This is a genomic window from Rhodococcus sp. G6(2025), from assembly GCF_058628105.1.
On sequence record NZ_CP179750.1, the window covers coordinates 4,975,586 to 4,993,734 of the forward strand.

General features: G+C 63.8%; 16 protein-coding genes and 4 pseudogenes. 9 read left to right on the plus strand and 11 right to left on the minus strand.

Features of this window, described 5'->3' with window-relative positions; translation table 11 throughout:
* Positions 1-12: 12 nt before the first annotated feature.
* Both ACLIVD_RS22795 and ACLIVD_RS22800 read right to left on the minus strand, forming a co-directional pair.
* Complete coding sequence (locus ACLIVD_RS22795) at positions 13-1,218, minus strand: IS110 family RNA-guided transposase (protein WP_283335105.1); 1,206 nt, start codon at positions 1,216-1,218, stop codon at positions 13-15.
* Positions 1,219-1,453: 235 nt separating this feature from the next.
* Positions 1,454-1,732 (minus strand): annotated as a pseudogene (locus ACLIVD_RS22800) (transposase); the annotation flags it as partial.
* A 66-nt stretch (positions 1,733-1,798) separates the two neighbouring features.
* On the opposite strand from ACLIVD_RS22800, the pseudogene ACLIVD_RS22805 reads away from it, so the two are divergent.
* A pseudogene (locus ACLIVD_RS22805) lies at positions 1,799-2,050 on the plus strand (AMP-binding protein); the annotation flags it as partial.
* A gap of 67 nt (positions 2,051-2,117) precedes the next feature.
* Here ACLIVD_RS22805 and ACLIVD_RS22810 read toward each other — a convergent pair.
* From ACLIVD_RS22810 to ACLIVD_RS22830, 5 genes and pseudogenes are all read right to left on the minus strand, one after another.
* Positions 2,118-2,720, minus strand: coding sequence for a TetR/AcrR family transcriptional regulator (locus tag ACLIVD_RS22810; protein WP_283335185.1), 603 nt, complete (start codon positions 2,718-2,720; stop codon positions 2,118-2,120).
* Positions 2,721-3,115: 395 nt separating this feature from the next.
* A complete protein-coding gene (locus ACLIVD_RS22815) occupies positions 3,116-3,982 on the minus strand; it encodes an alpha/beta fold hydrolase (RefSeq protein ID WP_283335106.1) in 867 nt (288 codons plus the stop codon).
* Positions 3,983-4,087: 105 nt separating this feature from the next.
* A complete protein-coding gene (locus ACLIVD_RS22820) occupies positions 4,088-5,083 on the minus strand; it encodes an NADP-dependent oxidoreductase (protein WP_283335107.1) in 996 nt (331 codons plus the stop codon).
* Between the two features lie 891 nt (positions 5,084-5,974).
* Positions 5,975-6,300, minus strand: a pseudogene (locus tag ACLIVD_RS22825) (transposase); the annotation flags it as partial.
* A gap of 83 nt (positions 6,301-6,383) precedes the next feature.
* On the minus strand, positions 6,384-8,762 hold the full coding sequence (locus ACLIVD_RS22830) for a winged helix-turn-helix domain-containing protein (protein WP_283351836.1): 2,379 nt from the start codon (positions 8,760-8,762) through the stop codon (positions 6,384-6,386).
* Positions 8,763-8,838: 76 nt separating this feature from the next.
* Between ACLIVD_RS22830 and ACLIVD_RS22835 the strand changes: the two genes are divergently transcribed.
* The 4 genes from ACLIVD_RS22835 (at position 8,839) to ACLIVD_RS22850 (ending at position 13,256) form a co-directional block, all read left to right on the plus strand.
* Positions 8,839-9,729, plus strand: coding sequence for a carbohydrate ABC transporter permease (locus tag ACLIVD_RS22835; protein WP_283335109.1), 891 nt, complete (start codon positions 8,839-8,841; stop codon positions 9,727-9,729).
* Complete coding sequence (locus tag ACLIVD_RS22840; RefSeq protein WP_283335110.1) at positions 9,726-11,099, plus strand: ABC transporter substrate-binding protein; 1,374 nt, start codon at positions 9,726-9,728, stop codon at positions 11,097-11,099. The genes ACLIVD_RS22835 and ACLIVD_RS22840 overlap by 4 nt, the downstream gene beginning before the upstream one ends.
* 246 nt (positions 11,100-11,345) lie before the next feature.
* Entirely contained in the window at positions 11,346-12,428 is a 1,083-nt protein-coding gene (locus ACLIVD_RS22845; protein ID WP_005256922.1) for an ABC transporter ATP-binding protein, read from the plus strand.
* A gap of 147 nt (positions 12,429-12,575) precedes the next feature.
* Positions 12,576-13,256 (plus strand): ester cyclase, encoded by a 681-nt coding sequence (locus ACLIVD_RS22850; protein WP_491930718.1) that lies wholly within the window; start codon positions 12,576-12,578, stop codon positions 13,254-13,256.
* Here ACLIVD_RS22850 and ACLIVD_RS22855 read toward each other — a convergent pair.
* Positions 13,253-14,162 (minus strand): IS5 family transposase gene (locus ACLIVD_RS22855; RefSeq protein WP_491930719.1). Its coding sequence is split into 2 segments (ribosomal slippage): positions 13,253-13,804 and positions 13,806-14,162, totalling 909 coding nucleotides; the frame shifts between segments, so codons are not numbered across the junction. The two genes, ACLIVD_RS22850 and ACLIVD_RS22855, sit on opposite strands and share 4 nt — an antisense overlap.
* Before the next feature lie 33 nt (positions 14,163-14,195).
* Here ACLIVD_RS22855 and ACLIVD_RS22860 point away from each other — a divergent pair.
* The 4 genes from ACLIVD_RS22860 to ACLIVD_RS22875 all read left to right on the plus strand — a co-directional run bounded on the left by ACLIVD_RS22860 (position 14,196) and on the right by ACLIVD_RS22875 (position 16,619).
* The gene (locus ACLIVD_RS22860; RefSeq protein WP_491930720.1) at positions 14,196-14,723 is read left to right on the plus strand and encodes an ester cyclase; all 528 of its coding nucleotides are present in this window, start codon (positions 14,196-14,198) and stop codon (positions 14,721-14,723) included.
* A 263-nt stretch (positions 14,724-14,986) separates the two neighbouring features.
* Positions 14,987-15,439, plus strand: coding sequence for a hypothetical protein (locus ACLIVD_RS22865; protein ID WP_349307436.1), 453 nt, complete (start codon positions 14,987-14,989; stop codon positions 15,437-15,439).
* A 227-nt stretch (positions 15,440-15,666) separates the two neighbouring features.
* Entirely contained in the window at positions 15,667-16,041 is a 375-nt protein-coding gene (locus ACLIVD_RS22870) for a TA system antitoxin ParD family protein (RefSeq protein ID WP_283335112.1), read from the plus strand.
* A complete protein-coding gene (locus ACLIVD_RS22875) occupies positions 16,038-16,619 on the plus strand; it encodes an ATPase (RefSeq protein WP_283335113.1) in 582 nt (193 codons plus the stop codon). Before ACLIVD_RS22870 ends, ACLIVD_RS22875 begins: the two co-directional genes overlap by 4 nt.
* Positions 16,620-16,787: 168 nt before the next feature.
* On the opposite strand, the pseudogene ACLIVD_RS22880 reads toward ACLIVD_RS22875, so the two are convergent.
* The 3 genes and pseudogenes from ACLIVD_RS22880 to ACLIVD_RS22890 form a co-directional block, all read right to left on the minus strand.
* Positions 16,788-17,000: pseudogene (locus ACLIVD_RS22880) on the minus strand (transposase); the annotation flags it as partial.
* 197 nt (positions 17,001-17,197) lie between these two features.
* The gene (locus ACLIVD_RS22885; RefSeq protein WP_283335114.1) at positions 17,198-17,725 is read right to left on the minus strand and encodes a MaoC family dehydratase; all 528 of its coding nucleotides are present in this window, start codon (positions 17,723-17,725) and stop codon (positions 17,198-17,200) included.
* 133 nt (positions 17,726-17,858) lie between these two features.
* Positions 17,859-18,023, minus strand: coding sequence for a hypothetical protein (locus ACLIVD_RS22890; RefSeq protein WP_283335115.1), 165 nt, complete (start codon positions 18,021-18,023; stop codon positions 17,859-17,861).
* Positions 18,024-18,149 lie beyond the last annotated feature (126 nt).

The window sequence follows — 18,149 nt, forward strand, 5'->3', positions numbered from 1 at the left end:
CTATGCTGTTCGTCAAGCAGCTGAGGGTCGCGGGTGGGCTTGGTAGGTGGTGCCGTCGCGGAGCATTGCGAAGAGGACGTCGCAGCGACGACGTGCGAGTGCGACGAGGGCTTGGTTGTAGCTTTTGCCCTGGGCTCGGTTGCGGTCGTAGTAGTCGCGTGAGTCGGGGTCTTGCAGGGCTGCGAACGCGGACAGATAGAGCACGCGTTTGAGTTTCTTGTTGCCGCGTCGCGATCGGTGCTCACCGCGGATCGAGGACCCGGATCGGCGGGTGACCGGTGCGAGGCCGGCGTAGGCGGCGAGGTGGCCGGCGGTGGCGAAGTGCTTGCCGGAGGTTTCGGTGATGATGCGGGCGGTGGTCCTGATCCCGACTCCGGGCATCGAGGTCAGGACCGGGTAAAGAGGGTGCGCTTCGACCAGCGCTTCGACTTTGGCCGCGACATCTGATCGTTGCCGCTGCAGTGATGAAAGTTGCTCTGCAAGTTTAGGAATGACGGTCTCGGCAGCACTGGTTCCGATGACGACCACGTTCTGTTCGGAGAGTGCAGTGGTGATGTCGCCGGCCAGTCTTGCTCCCATGCGTGGGGCGTTTTTGCTCAGCCGTGTCGCGAGGCGGGCGTATCCGAGCCGGCGGATCTGAGCTGGGGTCGGGTAGTGCTCGAGCAGGTCGAGGATGGCGGGGTGGGCGATGTGCCGGCCGATGGCGCGTTCGAGTGCGGGATGGATCTGGGTGAGCAAGCCGTGCAGTCGGTTGCTGGTGGCCGTGATCTGCATGGCGAGGTCGTCGTCGAATCCGCTGAGGATCGACAGTTCGGCGACCTGTGTGTCCGTCGTCTGCAGGTGTCGGATCGCGTGTGGGAGTGTGCGTGCCGCGTCGGCGATGATCGCGGCGTCTTTCTTGTCGGTCTTCGCTTCGCCGGGGTAGAGGTCGGCGATGCGTCGCATCGCCAGTCCTGGGAGGTAGCCGACGGCGATACCCATGTCTTGGGCGACTGCGACGGCGAGTGCGCCGATGGTGGCTGGTTGATCGACGACGAGGATTGTCGGGCCGTGGTGGGTGAGTGTGCCGATGAGTTCGCGGAGGCGGGTTTCGTCGTTGGGTAGTGTCCGGTCGAACAGAATGGTGCCGGTGCGGGATACGGCGACGGCGTGGTGTTGTCCCTTGCCTACGTCGACGCCGAGGAAGACTTCGATTTGTTCGTGTGTCGGGACGGTCATCGCATCCTCTCGTGAGAAAGAGATGTTGTGCACTGCTGGGTGTGGCGAGTGAGTCTCGGCATCCACGTTACGACGGCCTGTATGTGCGGGTCCGGCCCCTATCAGCGATCACTCATCGCCTGTCCACCTCGGTGACATCACAAAATTGATCATTGTGCGACAGGTTGACGTAGTCATGCCGAGGTGTCCAGTTCAGTGGTCGGAAGCGGGTTGTTTCCGACTACGAAAAGGGTAACGGGTTGACGTCCCTCGATAGGTAGGCCACCGCCCGGCGCATCACCTCCGCTTCCTGTTCGAGCAGCCGGATACGTTTGCGGGCCTCGCGGAGCTCGTCGGATTCGTCTCGTGTGAGGCCCGGTCGGGTGCCGTCCTCGATGTCGGCCTTGCGCAGCCAGTTCTTCAGGCAAGTCTCGGAGATCCCGAAATCTTTCGCGATCTGCTCCAGCGGGGCTTCGCGTTTGCGGGCCACGGCGACGACGTCGCGGCGGAACTCCTCCGGGTACGGCTTTGGCATGTCGATCATCCTTCCACCGTGAGGGCGGATCCCTCACAGGTCAGGTGTCAACCAGAGCCGGGGCAGTCCCTACTGGTCGAACGAGGCATCCAGCCCGGCGACAAGATTGCCCTCAGCAGCCCCAACATCCCGTGGTTTCCCATCATGTACTACGGGGCTCTCAAGGCGGGCGCCGTCGTCGTCCCCCTCAACGTTCTCTTGAAGACCCGTGAGATCGCCTACCAACTCGCCGATTCCGACGCCGTGGCGTACTTCTGCTTCGAAGGCACCCCGGCCCTGCCCATGGGCGCCGAAGGACACAGCGGATTCCTCGAGTCCAGCGCCAAGCACCGTAACCCCGGAACGTGCAAGGCGGTTACGGAGGTATTCAATTCTGTACGAGGTTTCAGTGCTGGAGGAGGACACGAACCTGGTGTTCGATGTCCTGCACTATGTCGTCGACGGTGCTGGCGATGTTGGTCGTGGCCGCCATGCTGAGGAGCATGATCGCGGATACGATGTGTGCCAACGTGGCTGCATCGCGTGCGCTGACACTCTCGTCGCGGTTCAATACGGCAGCGATCGCTTCCTCGGTCTGCACGGTCAGGTCAAGCGCGTCACGATGATGGGGTTCCTCAGGGTCACCGAACACGATTTCCCGCAAATAGGTTCGCCCGTTGTCGATCTGGGTTCGGTTACATTCCACGACCGGACGGACGATCGCGATCACCGCCTCGAGCACGTCGGTCGTGCTCTCAGCGGCCACCCTGCCTCTGGTGAGCGCGTCGGCATAACTGGAGTTCTGCACGAGCAGAAGAAGCTCACTCTTGGTCTTCGCATAGAGGAACAGCGTCCCGGTACCGATGTCGGCTTTGTCCGCGATCTGCTGAGTGGTGACCTCGTCGACCCCGTGCTCGGTGAAGAGCTCGCGAGCGGCCGCGGTGATGCGGTCGAGCTTTTGCTGCTTGTTCCGCTCGCGACGACCGACCGACCGGGGTGTGACTGACATGACGGGGAATCCTTCGGATTTAGATTCTTGACTACGCTCGGTTCTGAGTATAGTCACCCGGGTCTGGAGATGCATCGCCCTCGCGCACCATCCCTCGTCGACGTGGATGGCCTAGCATGCTCGACTCCAGTCTGCGGCGACCTTCCTTGACCGATCGACGTAAACGATCAACCCTCATGTGACCAGTTCCCCACTCTGGCAGCCGTTCACACTCGGCGGCGTGGACGTGCGGGCTCAGTCATGGCACCTGGTCGGTGAGCTCGCCACGCTGAACCTGGCCTACCTACACATTGACTACATCGGCGACGACCAACTGCTCCGCTCGTTTCGCGATGTATGGCCAACCGCGCTGCTTCGTAGTGTCTCGTGCGCACGAACACGATGCACGTGCCCGGTCAGTGGGCGAGGAACTCGAGCACTGCGGGGACGAACTTGTCGTGGTTCTGGAAGATGCCGCCGTGACCCGAGTCGGGGTAGATGATGAGCTCGGAGCCCTTGATTCGGTGGTGGAGGTCGCCGGAGAGTACCGAGGGCACCATTCGGTCGTTATCGCCGTTGGCGATCAGGGTGGGCTGAGTGATCGTGGACAGATCGACCGGCGTTGCCCGGCCCCACTTCTTGATCGCTTTCAGCTGTGTCTGAAATGCTTTCACTTTGATGGATGCGTCGCGGTCGGCAGTGCGCTCTTCGAGGCGCTTCACGAACGCTTTCGCGGCACGTTTGCCGGTGGCGTTGCGGTTGAAGAACAGGAACTCCTTCGGGTCCGACCGAGTCAGGGTCGCCCGCAGCGTGTCGTAATAGGTGGTGCCTGCGACCTTGTCGATGTTCCTCCCACCGGCAGGGCCGGTGCCGGCAAGAATCAGCTTGCGCACCAGTTCAGGGTGTTTGACGACGAGGTCCTGGGCGATCATGCCGCCGAGAGAGAACGAGAAAATATCGACCTTGTCGAAGCCGAGGGCGTTGATGAACGTCACGGCATCGTCGGCCATCGCCTCGATGCTGTCGGGAACGGTGCCGGTGGAGGCACCGACGCCACGGTTGTCGAAAGCGATGACATGGTGATTCTTGGCTATGGGATCGATGATGCGGGGGTCCCAGTTGTCCAGGGTCGCGGCGAGGTGGACGAAGAAGACGACGGGGATTCCGCCTTTCGGTCCCAGCTCACGATACGCGTAGGTGACTCCGCCCGCGGTGACGGTGCGTGCCGGAGCGTCTCTGTACGTGGTGGTGATGTTCTCGGGTGTGTGGTTGCTGGTGTTCATGATGTTCCCTTGCGCTGTCGACTGCCGTTCGTGTTGTGAGGTGGTGCTATTCGTGCTGTGAGATTGGCGTAAAGACGGGATGGTTGGTCCGGTCGGTGCGTACGGTCAGGTGTTGCTGATCACGGATTTGCCGCGGATGCCGCCTGGCTCGAGCCGCCCAAGAGCCTCGATGGTCTGATCGAATGGGAAGACACGTCCGACGACTGGACGTAGCGCCCCGGTGTCGACCAGGTGCGCGATGCGGCGTAGCTGATCGCCGTCGGCGCGCATGAAGAGGAACTGGTAGTTCACACCCAGCTTTCGCGCTTGGCGGCGAATGCGGTTGCTGAGGGCGATGGTCGCCAGGCGCAGTATCGGGTTCAGCCCGGCCTCACGAGCAAAGGCCGGGTCCGGGGGTCCGGCGATCCCGACCGCCGTGCCACCCGGCTTCAACACACGCAGCGACTTCTCGAGATTCTTCCCGCCCAGGCTGTCCAGAACCAGGTCGTAGCCACCCAGGACCTGCTCGAAGTCTTCGCTGCGGTAGTCGACGACGGTGTCGGCACCGAGTTCGCGGACAAAGTCGGCGTTGGTGGCGCTGGCCGTGGTCGCGACAATCGCACCCAGGTGCTTGGCGAGCTGGATCGCGATCGACCCGACTCCCCCTGCACCGGCGTGGATAAGGACCTTCTGCCCGGGCTGTACGTTGCCGCGCTCGACGAGTGCCTGCCACGCGGTCAACGCCACCAAGGGAAGCGAACCCGCCTCCTCCATGCTGATCGATGCCGGTTTCAACGCCAGATCGGTCTCGGCGACGGCAATACGTTCGGCGAACGTGCCGATGCGGTCCTTGTCCGGCCGGGCAAATACCTCGTCACCGGCCTTGAATCCCCGTACCCGCGCGCCGACCCGGATGACGGTGCCGGCCACGTCGTTGCCGAGGATCAGCGGCAGCGTGTACGGCAGGATCTGCTTGAATTCGCCCGCCCGGATCTTTTCGTCGAGTTGATTGAGTCCGGCGGCCTGCACTTGGACGAGCACATCACCCTCCCCGACTACGGGCTCGGGCACGTCCCGCTCCTGCAGTGGACCCTTGTACTTGTCGACGACGAACGCTCTCATAGCGTGATACTCCTTCTTCGGTGATGGACCCGGGCTGACGCAGGGCACGCTGCTCACGGCAGAGGAAGTCCCTTTCGGCGGCGCCGAACTCGCGGTGAGTTTGGAAAGTCGACCCCAATGACCGGAATCTGGGTACAACCATTTGTGCGCCCGGCAGACGGCGCGCCACCTCGGTGGCATTCGCGACCGGCACCATCGGTTCACGGTCACCGTGAACGATGAGCACTGGCCATGTCCATCTCGTGAGCTTCACTCCGCACCCTAGCCGAGTAAACTCAATTATGAGTGTGCTCATAACCCTTGTCAAGGTCTGGCCTCGAAGCCGATCCGATGCCGGAAACGAACCGGCCAGGCTGAAATCGCGCTAGTTCTCTCAATCCCGCTACGTGCTCGGGTTCGTCGGTGTTCACCGGCGACCTTCCCTCCTGACCTTCCAGTCCTTCCACTAAGGCGGTTCCCACGTTCACCAGGTGATCGATCGGTCAGGGAGCACCCAGCTGTACTCCGGCAGCATCGCCGCGCCTACGCCGCAGACATTCGGCGCGGCCTCCTCACCGCTCGAGACACACGGCTTCGGAGTCGAAACCCGGGTCGAACGGCCCAGGTTCGGTGCGCTGCATACCGGCCCGATATCCACCAGGTTTGAGCCGGCTTCCCGTTTATGGAGCGTCTACCACTGGTTCGCTCGCGCTGTACCTTCTGACCTTGCTCAGCGAGCCCGCACCGTCTGGTAGTTCCGGCGCGACTCGCCTTCGTCGGGGCCGCTTGCCACCCTTGACCATCGTTCCCCGGCAAGGGCTGCCCCAGCTTCACTCAGGCCACTGCGACGACCCGAGGGAGGCGGTCTTTCACCACCTCTCGACCAACCCAGCGCCTCGTGGCGCACGTCTCGCCCGCGAAATATTGCGCGGCCTTGCGCAGGATCTCCCGCTCGGCCTCGAGCTTCCGGATCTGGGTCTTGAGCTGCCTGTTCTCGTCCTCCAACACGGACTCGGACGGTACCTCGCCTGGCCGGGACGCCAGCCGCGCCGCCCCGCTGGCCCGGAGCTCGGCCGTGGAGGCGCCGGTGCGTTTGCGTTCGGCCCGTACCCGGTTGCGCAGGGTCTCGCGACTGACGCCCAGGTCGTTGCCGATGCCCTCGAAGGTGTGCTCGGATAGGACAGATACAGCGCGACGGCCTCGGCCTTGAACTCCGCCGAGTACACCTTCATCGCCATCAGTGACATCTCTTCCTCCGGGACCCTCACGCCCCGGTGTTCACGACGTCCTCACTCAGGGGGAACCCCCTTTTAAGCGATAGCTAAAGGGGTGGCACACCGTTTGACTCAGCGGCGGTGATCGCATCGGTCAGAAACGCGGTCGAGACATTCGACCATTCGGAATTTCCCACGCCCTGCGCTCGGTCGGCCCGTACGGCGGTGAGGATGGAGACAACCCGAGGTCCTCCATCGACGAGGAAGCGGATCAGGCCTAATTCGGAGCATTTCACGGCGGCATCGGCGAGGACTTGCTTCGCTTCTTCGATTCGGCCTTCCGCCGAGAGTGCTGCGCTTAAAAGGAGATTGGCCTGCAATTGAGATCGAGGTCTGCCCTGTTCGGTGAACTTCGTGACCATGGCTCGCGCTCCTGCGGAGGCGAGTGTCGAATCGGAGCCCGACCCACTGGCCATGAGCGCGCGCAGCCGCGATGTCTCCTCATATTCTGCAGCGATCTGCAGGATCCCGTTCGTCTGCACCGCGCCGCCGCGAGGTTGATTCGTGTGCGACAGCGTGGCGAGTCCCCACCGGACTCTCTCGGCAGTGATCGCCGCTCTCAACCGCGGCAACGAGTGCGCTTCGGAGATTCTCTCTCCTTCGTCCAGGCGACGGCTCGCGAGGCCGAGATCGCCCCGCAAGGCCTTGATCCGAGAGCCGGTGACGTATGCGGCCAGAGTGATATCGACTACTCCTCCTTCGGCCCCGAGCATGTAACACTCGTCCAGTAGATGTTCGGCCTCGTCGATGTCACCACGCTCGTACAGCAGGTCACCCAGGAGTCCGCCCGCGAGCCGAGATGCAGGGGACTGTGTACCGGCCGGGTCTCTCGCTCCGTGCAGAGCTTGCCGGAAGCTCTCTTCGGCCCTGTCGATGTCGAGCTGCTCGTGCGCTGCGATGCCGGCGAAGCAATATCCGTACATCGCACTGAATGGACCGGTCGTGCGGAGGTGGTACTCGATGGCCCAGTCCTGCCACCGCCGAGCGCCATCGAAGTCGAACCTGTACAGCGCAACCCAGGATGCGACGTCCGCGGCGGTCGACACGACCCACGGTGGCAGTGATTCCGGTTGCGCCAAACTCGCCGCGATCAGATCGTCCACACCGTCGATTCGGTCGGCGAAGACTTCCACCACGCCCCGAATCACGGAGGCCATCACGCGAAGTTCTGCAGTGTCGGAGTCGCTCGCAGAACCGCCGTCGAGTGCGGACTCCGCCAGTTGCAGCGCACCTGCCGCGGCCCCGGATCGTCGCAGGAGATTGTTTGCGGAGGCGACGAGGATCTGCAACAGGGGTCTCGAGGCGGCGACCTGCGGCGGGAGTTTCGCAACGAGACCTAGCAGCGTCGACATCTGTGAATGTTCTAGAAGATTCGTACCGGCTTCCTCGACCAACACCACGGCCCGATTGCCGTCTCCCGCGGCCAGCGCATGGTCGACGGCTTGACTGAGCAATCGGTGATCGGCAAACCACTCGGATGCAGTTCTATGGAGCTGAGCAATCCGGTCCGGGTGCTCACGCTCCAACCGTCGCCGAAGGTAGTCGGCGAACATCGTTTGGTACTGGAACCACCGTTTGCCCTCATCGACGCCGTGCAAGAACAGATCGAGACGCTCGACTTCCTCCAGCATGGCCTGTCCGTGAGCTACCTGGGCGAGAGCCGATGCCAATCCGCCGCAGATACGTTCGGGGACCGAGGTGACGAGGAGAAAGTCGAGCATCTGCGGTTCCAGTCGGTCGAGGACGTTCTCGGCCAGGTACTCGCCGATTGCGTGATGGCGACCCGTCAGCTGCCCGATCAGTGCGGACGAATCCGTCGTGCCCCGTAGCGACAACGCCGCCAACTGAAGAGCGGCGGCCCAACCGTCTGTCGTCGTGGTCAGCCGCACTACATCGTCGGTCCCGAGCTCGATGCCGCCCAATTCGATGAGCAACGACTGCGCCTCCGCAGGGGTGAACCGCAGCGCCGAGGGATCGATCTCGACCAGCTCGTCGCGTACCCGCATCCTGCTCAACGCCAGATTGGACTGATTCCTGCTCGTCACCACCAGCTGGAGGTGATGGCAGCCGTGATCGAGAAGAAATTCCAGGGCGGCGATCGTGCCTGCGTCGTCGACCCGGTCCCAGTCGTCGATCACGAGGGCCACGCGCTCCCCCCTCTCGTGAATCTCGTCGATCAACGACACGAGGACATACTGCTCGGCCTCATCCCCGTGTTCCTCGAGCACCTGTCCCAGCTCCGCGGCCAAACTCGGTTGCACGACCCGAATCGCCTCGATCACGTGACCGAGAAACCACACCACATTGTTGTCGTCGTGATCAACGGTCAGCCATGCCACCGTGACCCCCTCCGCCACCAGCCCGTCGCGCCACTGCACGGCCAGGGTGCTCTTGCCGAACCCCGTCGGCGCGTGAATGACGATCAACCGTCTGGATCCTCGTCGTGATCCTCGGGGCCCTCGCCGCCGGGTACCTCTGGCTCATGGGAAGGCAGGAGTCGAAATGACCGACACACTCGACCGCGAAGGCGCGCGGACACGCCCCGCCGTACTCAAGCGGCGCAGGCCCCGCAAGACCGGTAAGCAGACCGCGCTCGGGGTCGCCCGGCTACTCGCCACGCTCGTCATCCTGTTCTTCGTGCTGTTCCCGATCCTGTGGTTGGCGCTGACCGCGTTCAAGCCGGAGAGGGAGGTATTCACCACCTCGATCCTCTTCCGCCCCTCACTGGACAATTTTCGCGGAATCATCGGTGGTGCCAACGATCTGGTGCACCCGATGTTCAACAGCATCATCATCGCGGTGATCACCACCGTCATCTCGGTACCGCTGGCCCTGCTGGCCGCCTATGCGTTTTCCCGGTACCGGTTTCCCGGTGCGAAGTCCGTTCTTCTGGGAATCGTGGCCACCCAATTCATTCCGGGTGTCGCGATCGCCCTCCCCTTCCTCACGATGTTCCGCGATCTCGGCCTGCTGGACACCCACCTCGCCCTGATCGTCACCAATCTCGCGATCGTCGTTCCCTACAACACCTGGTTGCTCAAGGGGTTCGTCGACGGACTGCCCATCGAGGTCGAGGAGGCCGCAAGACTGGACGGATGTGGGCAGCTGATGCTGCTGTGGCGCGTCATCACCCCGCTCGCCGCCCCTGGGATCTTCGTCTCGGTGGTTTTCGCCTTCCTCCTGTCCTGGAACGAATTCCTCTTCCCGACCTTCCTTGCCAGGGCCAACGCCATCACCCTGCCCGTCTCTCTGATGACGCTCGATCAACCCGACGGCGTCGAGTGGGGTCAGATGGCGGCGGCCGGTCTGCTCGTGATGGTTCCGATGATCATCCTCGCCACCCTTGTCCGCAAGCACTTCGCACAGGGCATGACACTAGGAGCGGTCAAATGACCCGAAAGACTCCTCGCCTCCGGAGCCTCGTTCCGGCCGCAATCGCCCTCGTACTCGCACTACTCGCGTCTGCCTGCGGATCCGGTCCCATCACCAAGGACTTCGCATCCCAGGTCAAATCCGGGCCGGTCGACGAACTCGGTCTCCTCGAAGGCAAACCCTACGAGGGAACCCACATCCGCTTCCTCACCTGCTGCACCGCGGTGCCGCAGTTCGCCGCATTGAACGAGCGGACGAAGCAATTTACCGAACGCACCGGCATCACCGTCGAATGGTCCAACATCCCCTACGCCGCGTTCCTGCAGAAGATCGTCGCCGAAAGTGCTATCGGCGGCGGCACCTACGACGTTCTGATTTGGCCCGACGCTTGGGGGCCCTCGCTGAAGATCGGCGTCCAGCCCCTCGATGAGGTCATGAAGAATGACGGCATCACCCTCGACGACTACTCCGGACCCTTCCGCGAAGCGGCCAGCGCGGGCGACCCGACGGCCACCTACGGTCTGCCCTTTCGCGGATTCTCCTACAACCTCTTCTACCGCAAGGACATCTACGCCCAACTCGGCCTGGAGCCGCCCACCACCTGGGACGAGTACTACCAGCAGTTGGAGCTGATCAAGAACCGCACCGACAAGAATCCGCTCGCCGGCCAGTTCAGCCGCAACAACGGCCAAGACCTCTATACCTGGCTGACGATGCTGTGGAGCAACGGAGCCGAACTGTTCGACGACAGCGGAGCCCCTGCGTTCACCAGTCCCGCAGCCGTCGCCGCCACGCAGAAGTATCTGGAGACGATGCGCCAGGGATACACACCGCCGGAGTCCACCAACTGGGGTGAGCTCGAGTCCACGACCAATTTCCTGAAGGGGAACGCCGCGACCGTGCTGACATGGTCTTGGCACCTCGAAGACTTCACCAATCCCGGCAAGGCTGCCCCCGAACTCGGCGGCAACGTCGGAGTCGCGTCGCTACCTGGTTTCCCGGGCCAGGACCCGGCGAGCTATGCCTACACCTGGCTCACCGGGGTCCTCAACACCTCCCAGCACCAAGGCGCGGCATGGGAATACGTCAAATGGATCACCCACGCCGATACCGAACGTGAGATCGCCCTCGACAAGACCGATCCGGCGACCACCACCGGTATCACGGTCCACAACTCGAACATGCTCGAACCGCAGGTCAACGCAGCCAACCAAGGGCTTCCCCAGATTCAGTACAACACTCTGCAATCGGCGCGGGCGATACCGATGAATCTCGACTGGCCACGCATCATGGACATCCTCGCCGTCACCGTCAACGAAATGGCGAACGGCGCAGACGTCCCCGGCAAGCTCGCCGAGACCGCAGACGAGATTCGGGAACTCGACCGATGACCACCGACACGAAGAGGTGCACCCCTCGTACCCTCCTCTCGACGCGCGGAATGAGTGGCGAACCCCATCACACGACCAGCACAAGCCGTCTCACCACCGCACAGTTCCCGCCCGCGCTCGGCAGCAACGCCCCGGCGCGCGCCTTCGCAAGCATCGCCGACCACCGTGTGGTCCTCGACACCGCCCGCGGCACCACCCGAAACCGCTCCGTCGACCCACCGCAGACCCCTTCAGGAAGGGCATAACATGGCCACCGTCAGCTACGACAGCGCCACCCGCCGCTACCCCGGCACCGACATCGCCGCGGTCGACCAGCTCGACCTCGAGATCCAAGACGGCGAATTCCTCGTCCTGGTCGGCCCCTCCGGTTCGGGCAAGACCACCGCCCTTCGCATGCTGGCCGGACTAGAGGATATCGACGAGGGAGGAATCTCCATCGGCGGACGCGAGGTGACCGCCGTGGCACCGAAGGACCGCGACATCGCGATGGTGTTCCAGTCCTACGCGCTGTACCCCCACATGTCCGTCGGCGACAACATGGGCTTCGCGCTCAAACTCCGCGGTGAAGACAAAACGGTCGTCAAACAGAAGGTGGCCGAGGCGGCCCGCCTGCTCGACCTGACCCCATTCCTCGATCGCAAGCCCAAGGCATTGTCAGGTGGCCAGCGGCAGCGAGTGGCAATGGGACGCGCGATCGTCCGCGATCCATCGGTATTCCTGATGGACGAGCCGCTGTCCAACCTCGACGCCAAACTCCGTGTCGAGACCCGCGCCAACATCGCGGCTCTGCAGCAACGGCTGGCCACCACCACCGTGTACGTCACCCACGATCAGGTCGAGGCGATGACGATGGGGCACAGGGTGGCGGTACTCAAGGACGGCATCCTGCAACAGGCTGCCACCCCGCGCGAACTCTACGAACGGCCGGCCAACGCCTTCGTCGCGGCCTTCATCGGCTCGCCCGGAATGAACCTGACAACGGTGCCGGTGTCCGCGGTGGGCGTCGAGTTCGGCGAACTCATCGTTCCCGTTCCCCGGTCCGCCGTCTCCGGTCTGGATGACGTCACCTTCGGAATTCGGCCGGAAGCACTGCAATTGGTCGGGCCAGCCGACGACGGATTCGACCTCGCTGTCGAACTGGTCGAAGAACTCGGCGCCGACGCCTACATCTACGGCACCGTTCTGAGCACATCCGGGGCACATCGGGTCAACGTGCGCGTGGACGGCCGCACGCCGCCCCGTCTCGGTCAGACGGTACGGGTCGGTCTCCGCAACGTGGCCGAAACGCACCTTTTTCACCCGGTCACCGGGGCACGACTGCTCGGTTGAGCAACCAACCAACCGCCGACGGCGCCGCCCCAGATCGGCTTTCGTCCGGTGACCCTGCACGATGCGACCGAAACCGCGTCTCGTAGATCCCGACCAGCGCGCGCTCGCAGCGCGCGCTCATCACCATAATCTCGAAGGACACTCACCATGCCCAAGACTGACGACCAGTCGTCCGCCATCGCTGCAACGGCTACCAACGGCAATGCCGCTCCGACGACGGCGAAATCCGGTTCGACTCGCATCATGCCGCCGAACTTCGACATCGCCGTCCGACCCGCCAACGGCGCGGACATGCCCGGTTATCCCACCGGAGACCGTCGACACTCGATGCGCGGCTTCGAAGACCAGTACACCGACATCGTCGACTACATCGTCCGTATCACCCATCGCATCTGGGAGGACCAGGACGTGGGCTACATCTACGACACCTACGCCCCCGGATGCCGGGTCTCGAACGACAGCGGATTCGCTTTCGGTGTCGAACACATGGTGGAAGGCACTATCCAATCGATCAACGCCTTCCCCGATCTGCGCGTGTACTCCGACGACGTGATCTGGGCCGGCGACGACGAGCAGGGATTCGTCACCTCCCACCGGGCGATCAACATCGGCCACCACACCGGACCGTGGCAATGGGGGCCGGCGACCGGCCGCAAACTCGAAACCTGGGTTATCGCGAACTGTCTCGTGCGCGAGAACGAGATCGTCGAGGAATGGGTTCTCTACAACATGGGCGCCAAGCTCAAACAGCTCGGCATCGACGTCGTAGACGCCGCGCGGGCCTACGGCAACAACGGAGGCACCGCGCCGTTGACTGAACGCGACTAGGACATGTCTCCTAATAGTTTGAGCCACTCGACGATGCCGGCGAGCAGGAATCCGGCGCGGTAGGTGAGGGCGAGTTTGTCGTAGCGGGTGGCCACCGCACGCCACTGTTTCGCCTTGTTGAAGGCCCGTTCGACCACGTTGCGCCCCTTGTAGGACTCCGGGTCGAAGTTCGGTGGCCGCCCACCCGAGCGGCCCTTGTTCACCCGGTTCGCTGCCTGATCGGTCTTCTCGGGGATTACCGCCTTGATGCCTCTGCTGCGCAGCAGTTCCCGGTTGGCCCGTGATGAGTACGCCTTGTCGGCCCGGACCTCGTCGGGGCGCGTGCGGTGCGCTCCGCCGGCGAGCCGCGGGACGCAGATTCCCTCCAGTACGTGGGCGAACATCGGACTGTCACCGGCTTGGCCGGGGCCGACCAGCACCGACAGTGGGCGCCCGTGACCGTCGCACGCCAGGTGCGCCTTGCTGGTCAACCCGCCCCTCGACCGGCCGATGCCGTGATCGGCAGGCTCGTCACCGAGGTTCGTGTAATTCGGTAGATCCCCCTGTGTGGCGGGCGGCGTTCGCACCGTGCTGATGGACACGGACCACTGTGGAATCGACCGATACCGCCCAGTCCAGGTTCCCGCCGGCGTCGGCCATCGCGACCAGAGCCGTCAGCACCCGATCCCAGGTTCCGTCTCCGGCGTAGCGGCGATGTCGCTTCCACACCGTCTTCCACGGCCCGAAATGCGACGGGAGATCTCGCCAGGGCAACCCGGTCCGCAGTCGATACAGCATCCCCTCGACCACCACACGATTGTTCCGGAACTTCCGCCCCCGGAGCCCGTCGGAACTGGGCAACAGCAGCTCGAGCAACTCCCACTGCTTGTCCGTCAACACCTCAAACCGATCAACAACGTCTGCCACACCGAAGAGTCTGCAGCACAACACCACAAATCATTGGGAGACACACCCTACACCGAGGTCGCCCGGCTGGCAGGGGGCCGCAAACCACTGCCCTACCCGCAGGCCAGCACCCGCACCGGCTTCGATGTCGAGCACATGGTGCGCGCACTGTTCCACGACGTGTTCAACCGGCGCGACTTCAGCGCCATCAACAAGGCATACTCCCCCACCGTCCTCTTCCACGGCACAACAAACCGGGAAGGACGCGGCCGAAACGACGTCCGCGCCTTCGCCCGCGGGCTGCTCTCGACGTTCCCCGACCTCGGGGTAGCCGTCGACGAGGTGTACTGGATGGGAAACGACCGCGACGGCTACCGAGTCTGTGTGCGGTGGACCGGCACCGGAACGCACCGCGGTTACGGGTTCTACGGAACACCGACAGGACGTCGAGCTCACCTCTGGGGGATTACCCAGTTGTACATCGCCGACGGTCGCATCATCGAAGAGTGGAACCTGTTCAACGAATTCGACGTTCTCGCACAGCTTCTCCGAGACGACGAATCAGCAGAATTTCTCCGCTGACTGCAGCACCCGATCGATAGAGGCTCCAGCGGAGGGCGATGCGCACTCGAGGAGTGCAGGGGCGCGAGCTGGCGCGGTGGCAGATCCTGACTGTAGGTCGGGAAGCCAATGAGCAGAACGGTTTCCCGCTCGGTGTTCTTCTTCGTCACCTTGGTCAAGGTGCTCCGGCCCCAGCTCCCGCCCGTCAATCCGTGTATGCGGTTCTCCCGCACACGGCTTACGGACGTCGTTCACCGCAGGCGTTCGGTCTCTCCGGCCAAGCCTTGACGGGCCTTGGAGCGACGACAGTCCCGCCGGCGACGCACGTCCCGGAACGGGATCGGCGGATTCTGGCGGTCATCGGGACCCGCCGGATCGAGGCCGCAGACGCTTTCGACGAACTGGTGACTGCGGCCCGAAGTCACGGCGTGTCCGTCTTCACGCTCGCCGAGGCCCTGGTTGCCCTCGCCAGCGGGAACGAGCTGCACGAGCCCACCGCCGCCCGCGCAGCCCGCGCCGAATGGGACGCACTGTTCTGGCCCACGCGACGACGCGAGCGGGGGATGAAACGGTTCGCCTCGCCCGGGCAGGCGCAGCGGTTCCTCTCGGCGTTCGGCGGCATCGCGGGGCACTTTCAGGCGCGGCGACACCTGCTCACCGCTTCCGAATGGCGACGCGAGACGACTTACCGATTCGCCGTGTGGAACACGGTCACCGGTGTCTCTGCCGCAGCCTGAACGATGCGACTCCGACAGGGCCCCTCACCCGGCTCCATACTCGCGGATCCAGCCCTGGGCCGGCCAAGTTGACGATGCCGCCGACGGTGTCCCCCGATCAACTCGCCGATAACAGGAAAGTGCCAGCAGCAGGCCTGCTCAGAAAGGCTTCGGAAGTGACCTAAGGCACCGCACCCACCTGGGCTGTTGCAGACTGCTACAGTGGTGTCGAGAGGAAGGTTCCCGACATGGCAAGTACATCTCCGACTCGAATCGACAACGAGCTGTATGCATCGGCGAAACTGGTCGGTGGACGGATGAGTCGCAGCGCCGCGCAACAGATTGCGCACTGGGCGCGGATCGGCCGCGAACTGGAAGCCTCCCACAGCGTTTCCTACCGCGACGTCGCCGACGTCCTGGACGGCCGACGCGACTACGACGAGCTGACCGACCGGGAACAGGCGGTCGTCCGTGCGGAATGGACCGAGCGAATCACCGAGCGCCGAGAAGGACTGGACCTGGCAGAACAGTTCGCCCACTCCGGCCGTTCCTATGTCGAGCTGGACCAACACGGGAACATCGTTCGGCACGCCGCGCACGACGGCAAGTCGGCCGGCGCTTGAGCCCTGATCCCGTCCTGCACGCCATCGCCGGACCGAACGGTGCCGGGAAGACCACGTTCTACGAGCTCGTGTTCCGCCCTGTCACGCACCTGGACTTCGTCAACGCAGACGTCATCGCCGCCGCACGTTGGCCGAACGAGGAGGCCACCCACGCGTACGAAGCGGCCGCCCTTGCAGCCGAGGAACGAGCACAGCGGATCGCCCAACGCCGATCGTTCGTCACCGAGACCGTGTTCTCCCACGAGTCGAAACTCGACCTGCTCCGCGACGCCCAACAAGCAGGATTCCACGTGACCTTGCACGTGGTCCTGATCCCGGAGGAGTTGGCCGTCGCGCGCGTGGTCGACCGTGTAGCGAACGGAGGCCACCACGTGCCCGAGGAGAAGATCCGGGCGCGGTTTGGGCGGTTGTGGAGTCTACTGCGGGCTGCGATCGCCTCCGCCGATCAAGCCTACGTATACGACAACACCACCACAGCTCACCCGTTTCGCCTTGTCGCAAGCTTCACCAATGGCAATCCGATTGACGACCCGACCTGGCCGTCCTGGACCCCGACGGCTCTGCGCGCGGACAGCTAGCCTCGACCAGTGCCGCATCAGGCAACATCTGCCTCGGTGACGATCCGGCGGAGCGTCTCGTCCGCGGCGTGCCTGTTCCGCCAGATGATGGCGCAGTCGAACCATGCTGCCCTGGTCAAGTCCCGTGAGGTGGTGTACGACGTCGTCGTGTGATTCCTCGGCTGGTGGTTATGCGGTCAGAGCCGCCGGTGTCACCTCCTCGGCGGGTTCGGATGGTGTGTGGGTTCCGCGGGAGCGGGCCAGCACGTCGAGACCGAGGTAGCGGCGGGCTTCGATCCACTCGTCGTGCTGTTCGGCGAGGACTGCGCCGACGAGCCGGATGAGGGCGGTGCGGTCGGGGAAGATCCCGACGACATCGGTCCGCCGCCGGATCTCCTTGTGAGTCTCTAACTCGGCATCGACATCCGAGCCGCCCGCAACGCCGCACTGCACGACCTCAGCAAGGAAATCGACGCCGCATCCCTCGCCGCCTACTCGGCTACACCCCCAACACCATGAACATCCACGCCGCCCGCGCGGCAATCCCAATGGGAAGCTACCCCGCGATCAAGCGCCCGAAACGATGAGCGAGCCCCCGTTCAGGAGATCTCGACAGAAGTTGATAAGGCCCTTATCCAATCGGCCCGTCGACGCACGGCGTCGCCCGAGAAGTGCGCCAAATCGATGGCCTGAGCCTTTCCCGCCACGAGGAGGGAGAAGTGCCCGGAGACGACGAGTGTGCCGTCTTGGTTGATCAATGATCCCTTGCAGGTGACGACCGCGGCCTCACCGCTGGGTCGTGGTCGGATTGCGATGACCTCGGAGACGGCGTGCACGGTGTCACCGAAGAACGTCGGGGCATGGAACCGGACCTCGTCGAGCCCGTAGAAGCACTGCAAGTAGCTCGGATGCAGTTCGACCAGTCCGAGCAGGGTGGACAGCATCAGCGCGCCGTGCGCGATCTGGCGACCGAAGCGGGTCCGCTGCGCGTACTCGGGGTCCAGGTGCAGCGGGTGCCGGTCCCAGGTCAGCTCGGCGAAGTCCTGCACGTACTCGTCGGTGATAGTGCGCGACTCGGTTGTGGTGGTATCACCGACGCGGATGTTCTCGAAGTGAGTGGAAATCAACGAATGTCCTTAGGGATTTGGCTTTTTGCGGGTCGTTATTGTGTGGAGACTGGGCGATAGGTGCCGTCGTGGTCGATGAACATGTCGATGCTGCCCCGGCTGAGGTCGGCTTCGCGGACGAAGAACACGCTGATCAGAGCCGGATCAGGTTCCGCTGTCCGTCCAGAACCGCAACCTCGACGTCGTCGTCCAGAATGAGTTGCGCTAAGGACTTGCTGGGCAAGAGCCGCTTTCGGATGATCAGGTCCGGTGGGATGTCCTGGGCACGCAGAATGCCTTCGGCGGCCACCGCGCCCATGGTCAATCCGAGATACAGGTACCTGCCCAGCGCTGCGAACTTGTGCGGAATCCCCAGCCCGGCGCCGGCTGCCCCTCGTGTGGTGGGCGGCCGGCGCGGCGGCTCAGTTGGTGGTGTCGGCGAGCT

Coding starts and splice junctions, on each gene's coding strand:
- ACLIVD_RS22815 (WP_283335106.1), bottom strand. CDS start 3,982: ATGAACACCAGCAACCACACACCCGAGAACATCACCACCACGTACAGA.
- ACLIVD_RS22820 (WP_283335107.1), bottom strand. CDS start 5,083: ATGAGAGCGTTCGTCGTCGACAAGTACAAGGGTCCACTGCAGGAGCGG.
- ACLIVD_RS22810 (WP_283335185.1), bottom strand. CDS start 2,720: ATGTCAGTCACACCCCGGTCGGTCGGTCGTCGCGAGCGGAACAAGCAG.
- ACLIVD_RS22845 (WP_005256922.1), top strand. CDS start 11,346: ATGGCCACCGTCAGCTACGACAGCGCCACCCGCCGCTACCCCGGCACC.
- ACLIVD_RS22840 (WP_283335110.1), top strand. CDS start 9,726: ATGACCCGAAAGACTCCTCGCCTCCGGAGCCTCGTTCCGGCCGCAATC.
- ACLIVD_RS22850 (WP_491930718.1), top strand. CDS start 12,576: ATGCCCAAGACTGACGACCAGTCGTCCGCCATCGCTGCAACGGCTACC.
- ACLIVD_RS22890 (WP_283335115.1), bottom strand. CDS start 18,023: ATGGGCGCGGTGGCCGCCGAAGGCATTCTGCGTGCCCAGGACATCCCA.
- ACLIVD_RS22795 (WP_283335105.1), bottom strand. CDS start 1,218: ATGACCGTCCCGACACACGAACAAATCGAAGTCTTCCTCGGCGTCGAC.
- ACLIVD_RS22870 (WP_283335112.1), top strand. CDS start 15,667: ATGGCAAGTACATCTCCGACTCGAATCGACAACGAGCTGTATGCATCG.
- ACLIVD_RS22835 (WP_283335109.1), top strand. CDS start 8,839: ATGACCGACACACTCGACCGCGAAGGCGCGCGGACACGCCCCGCCGTA.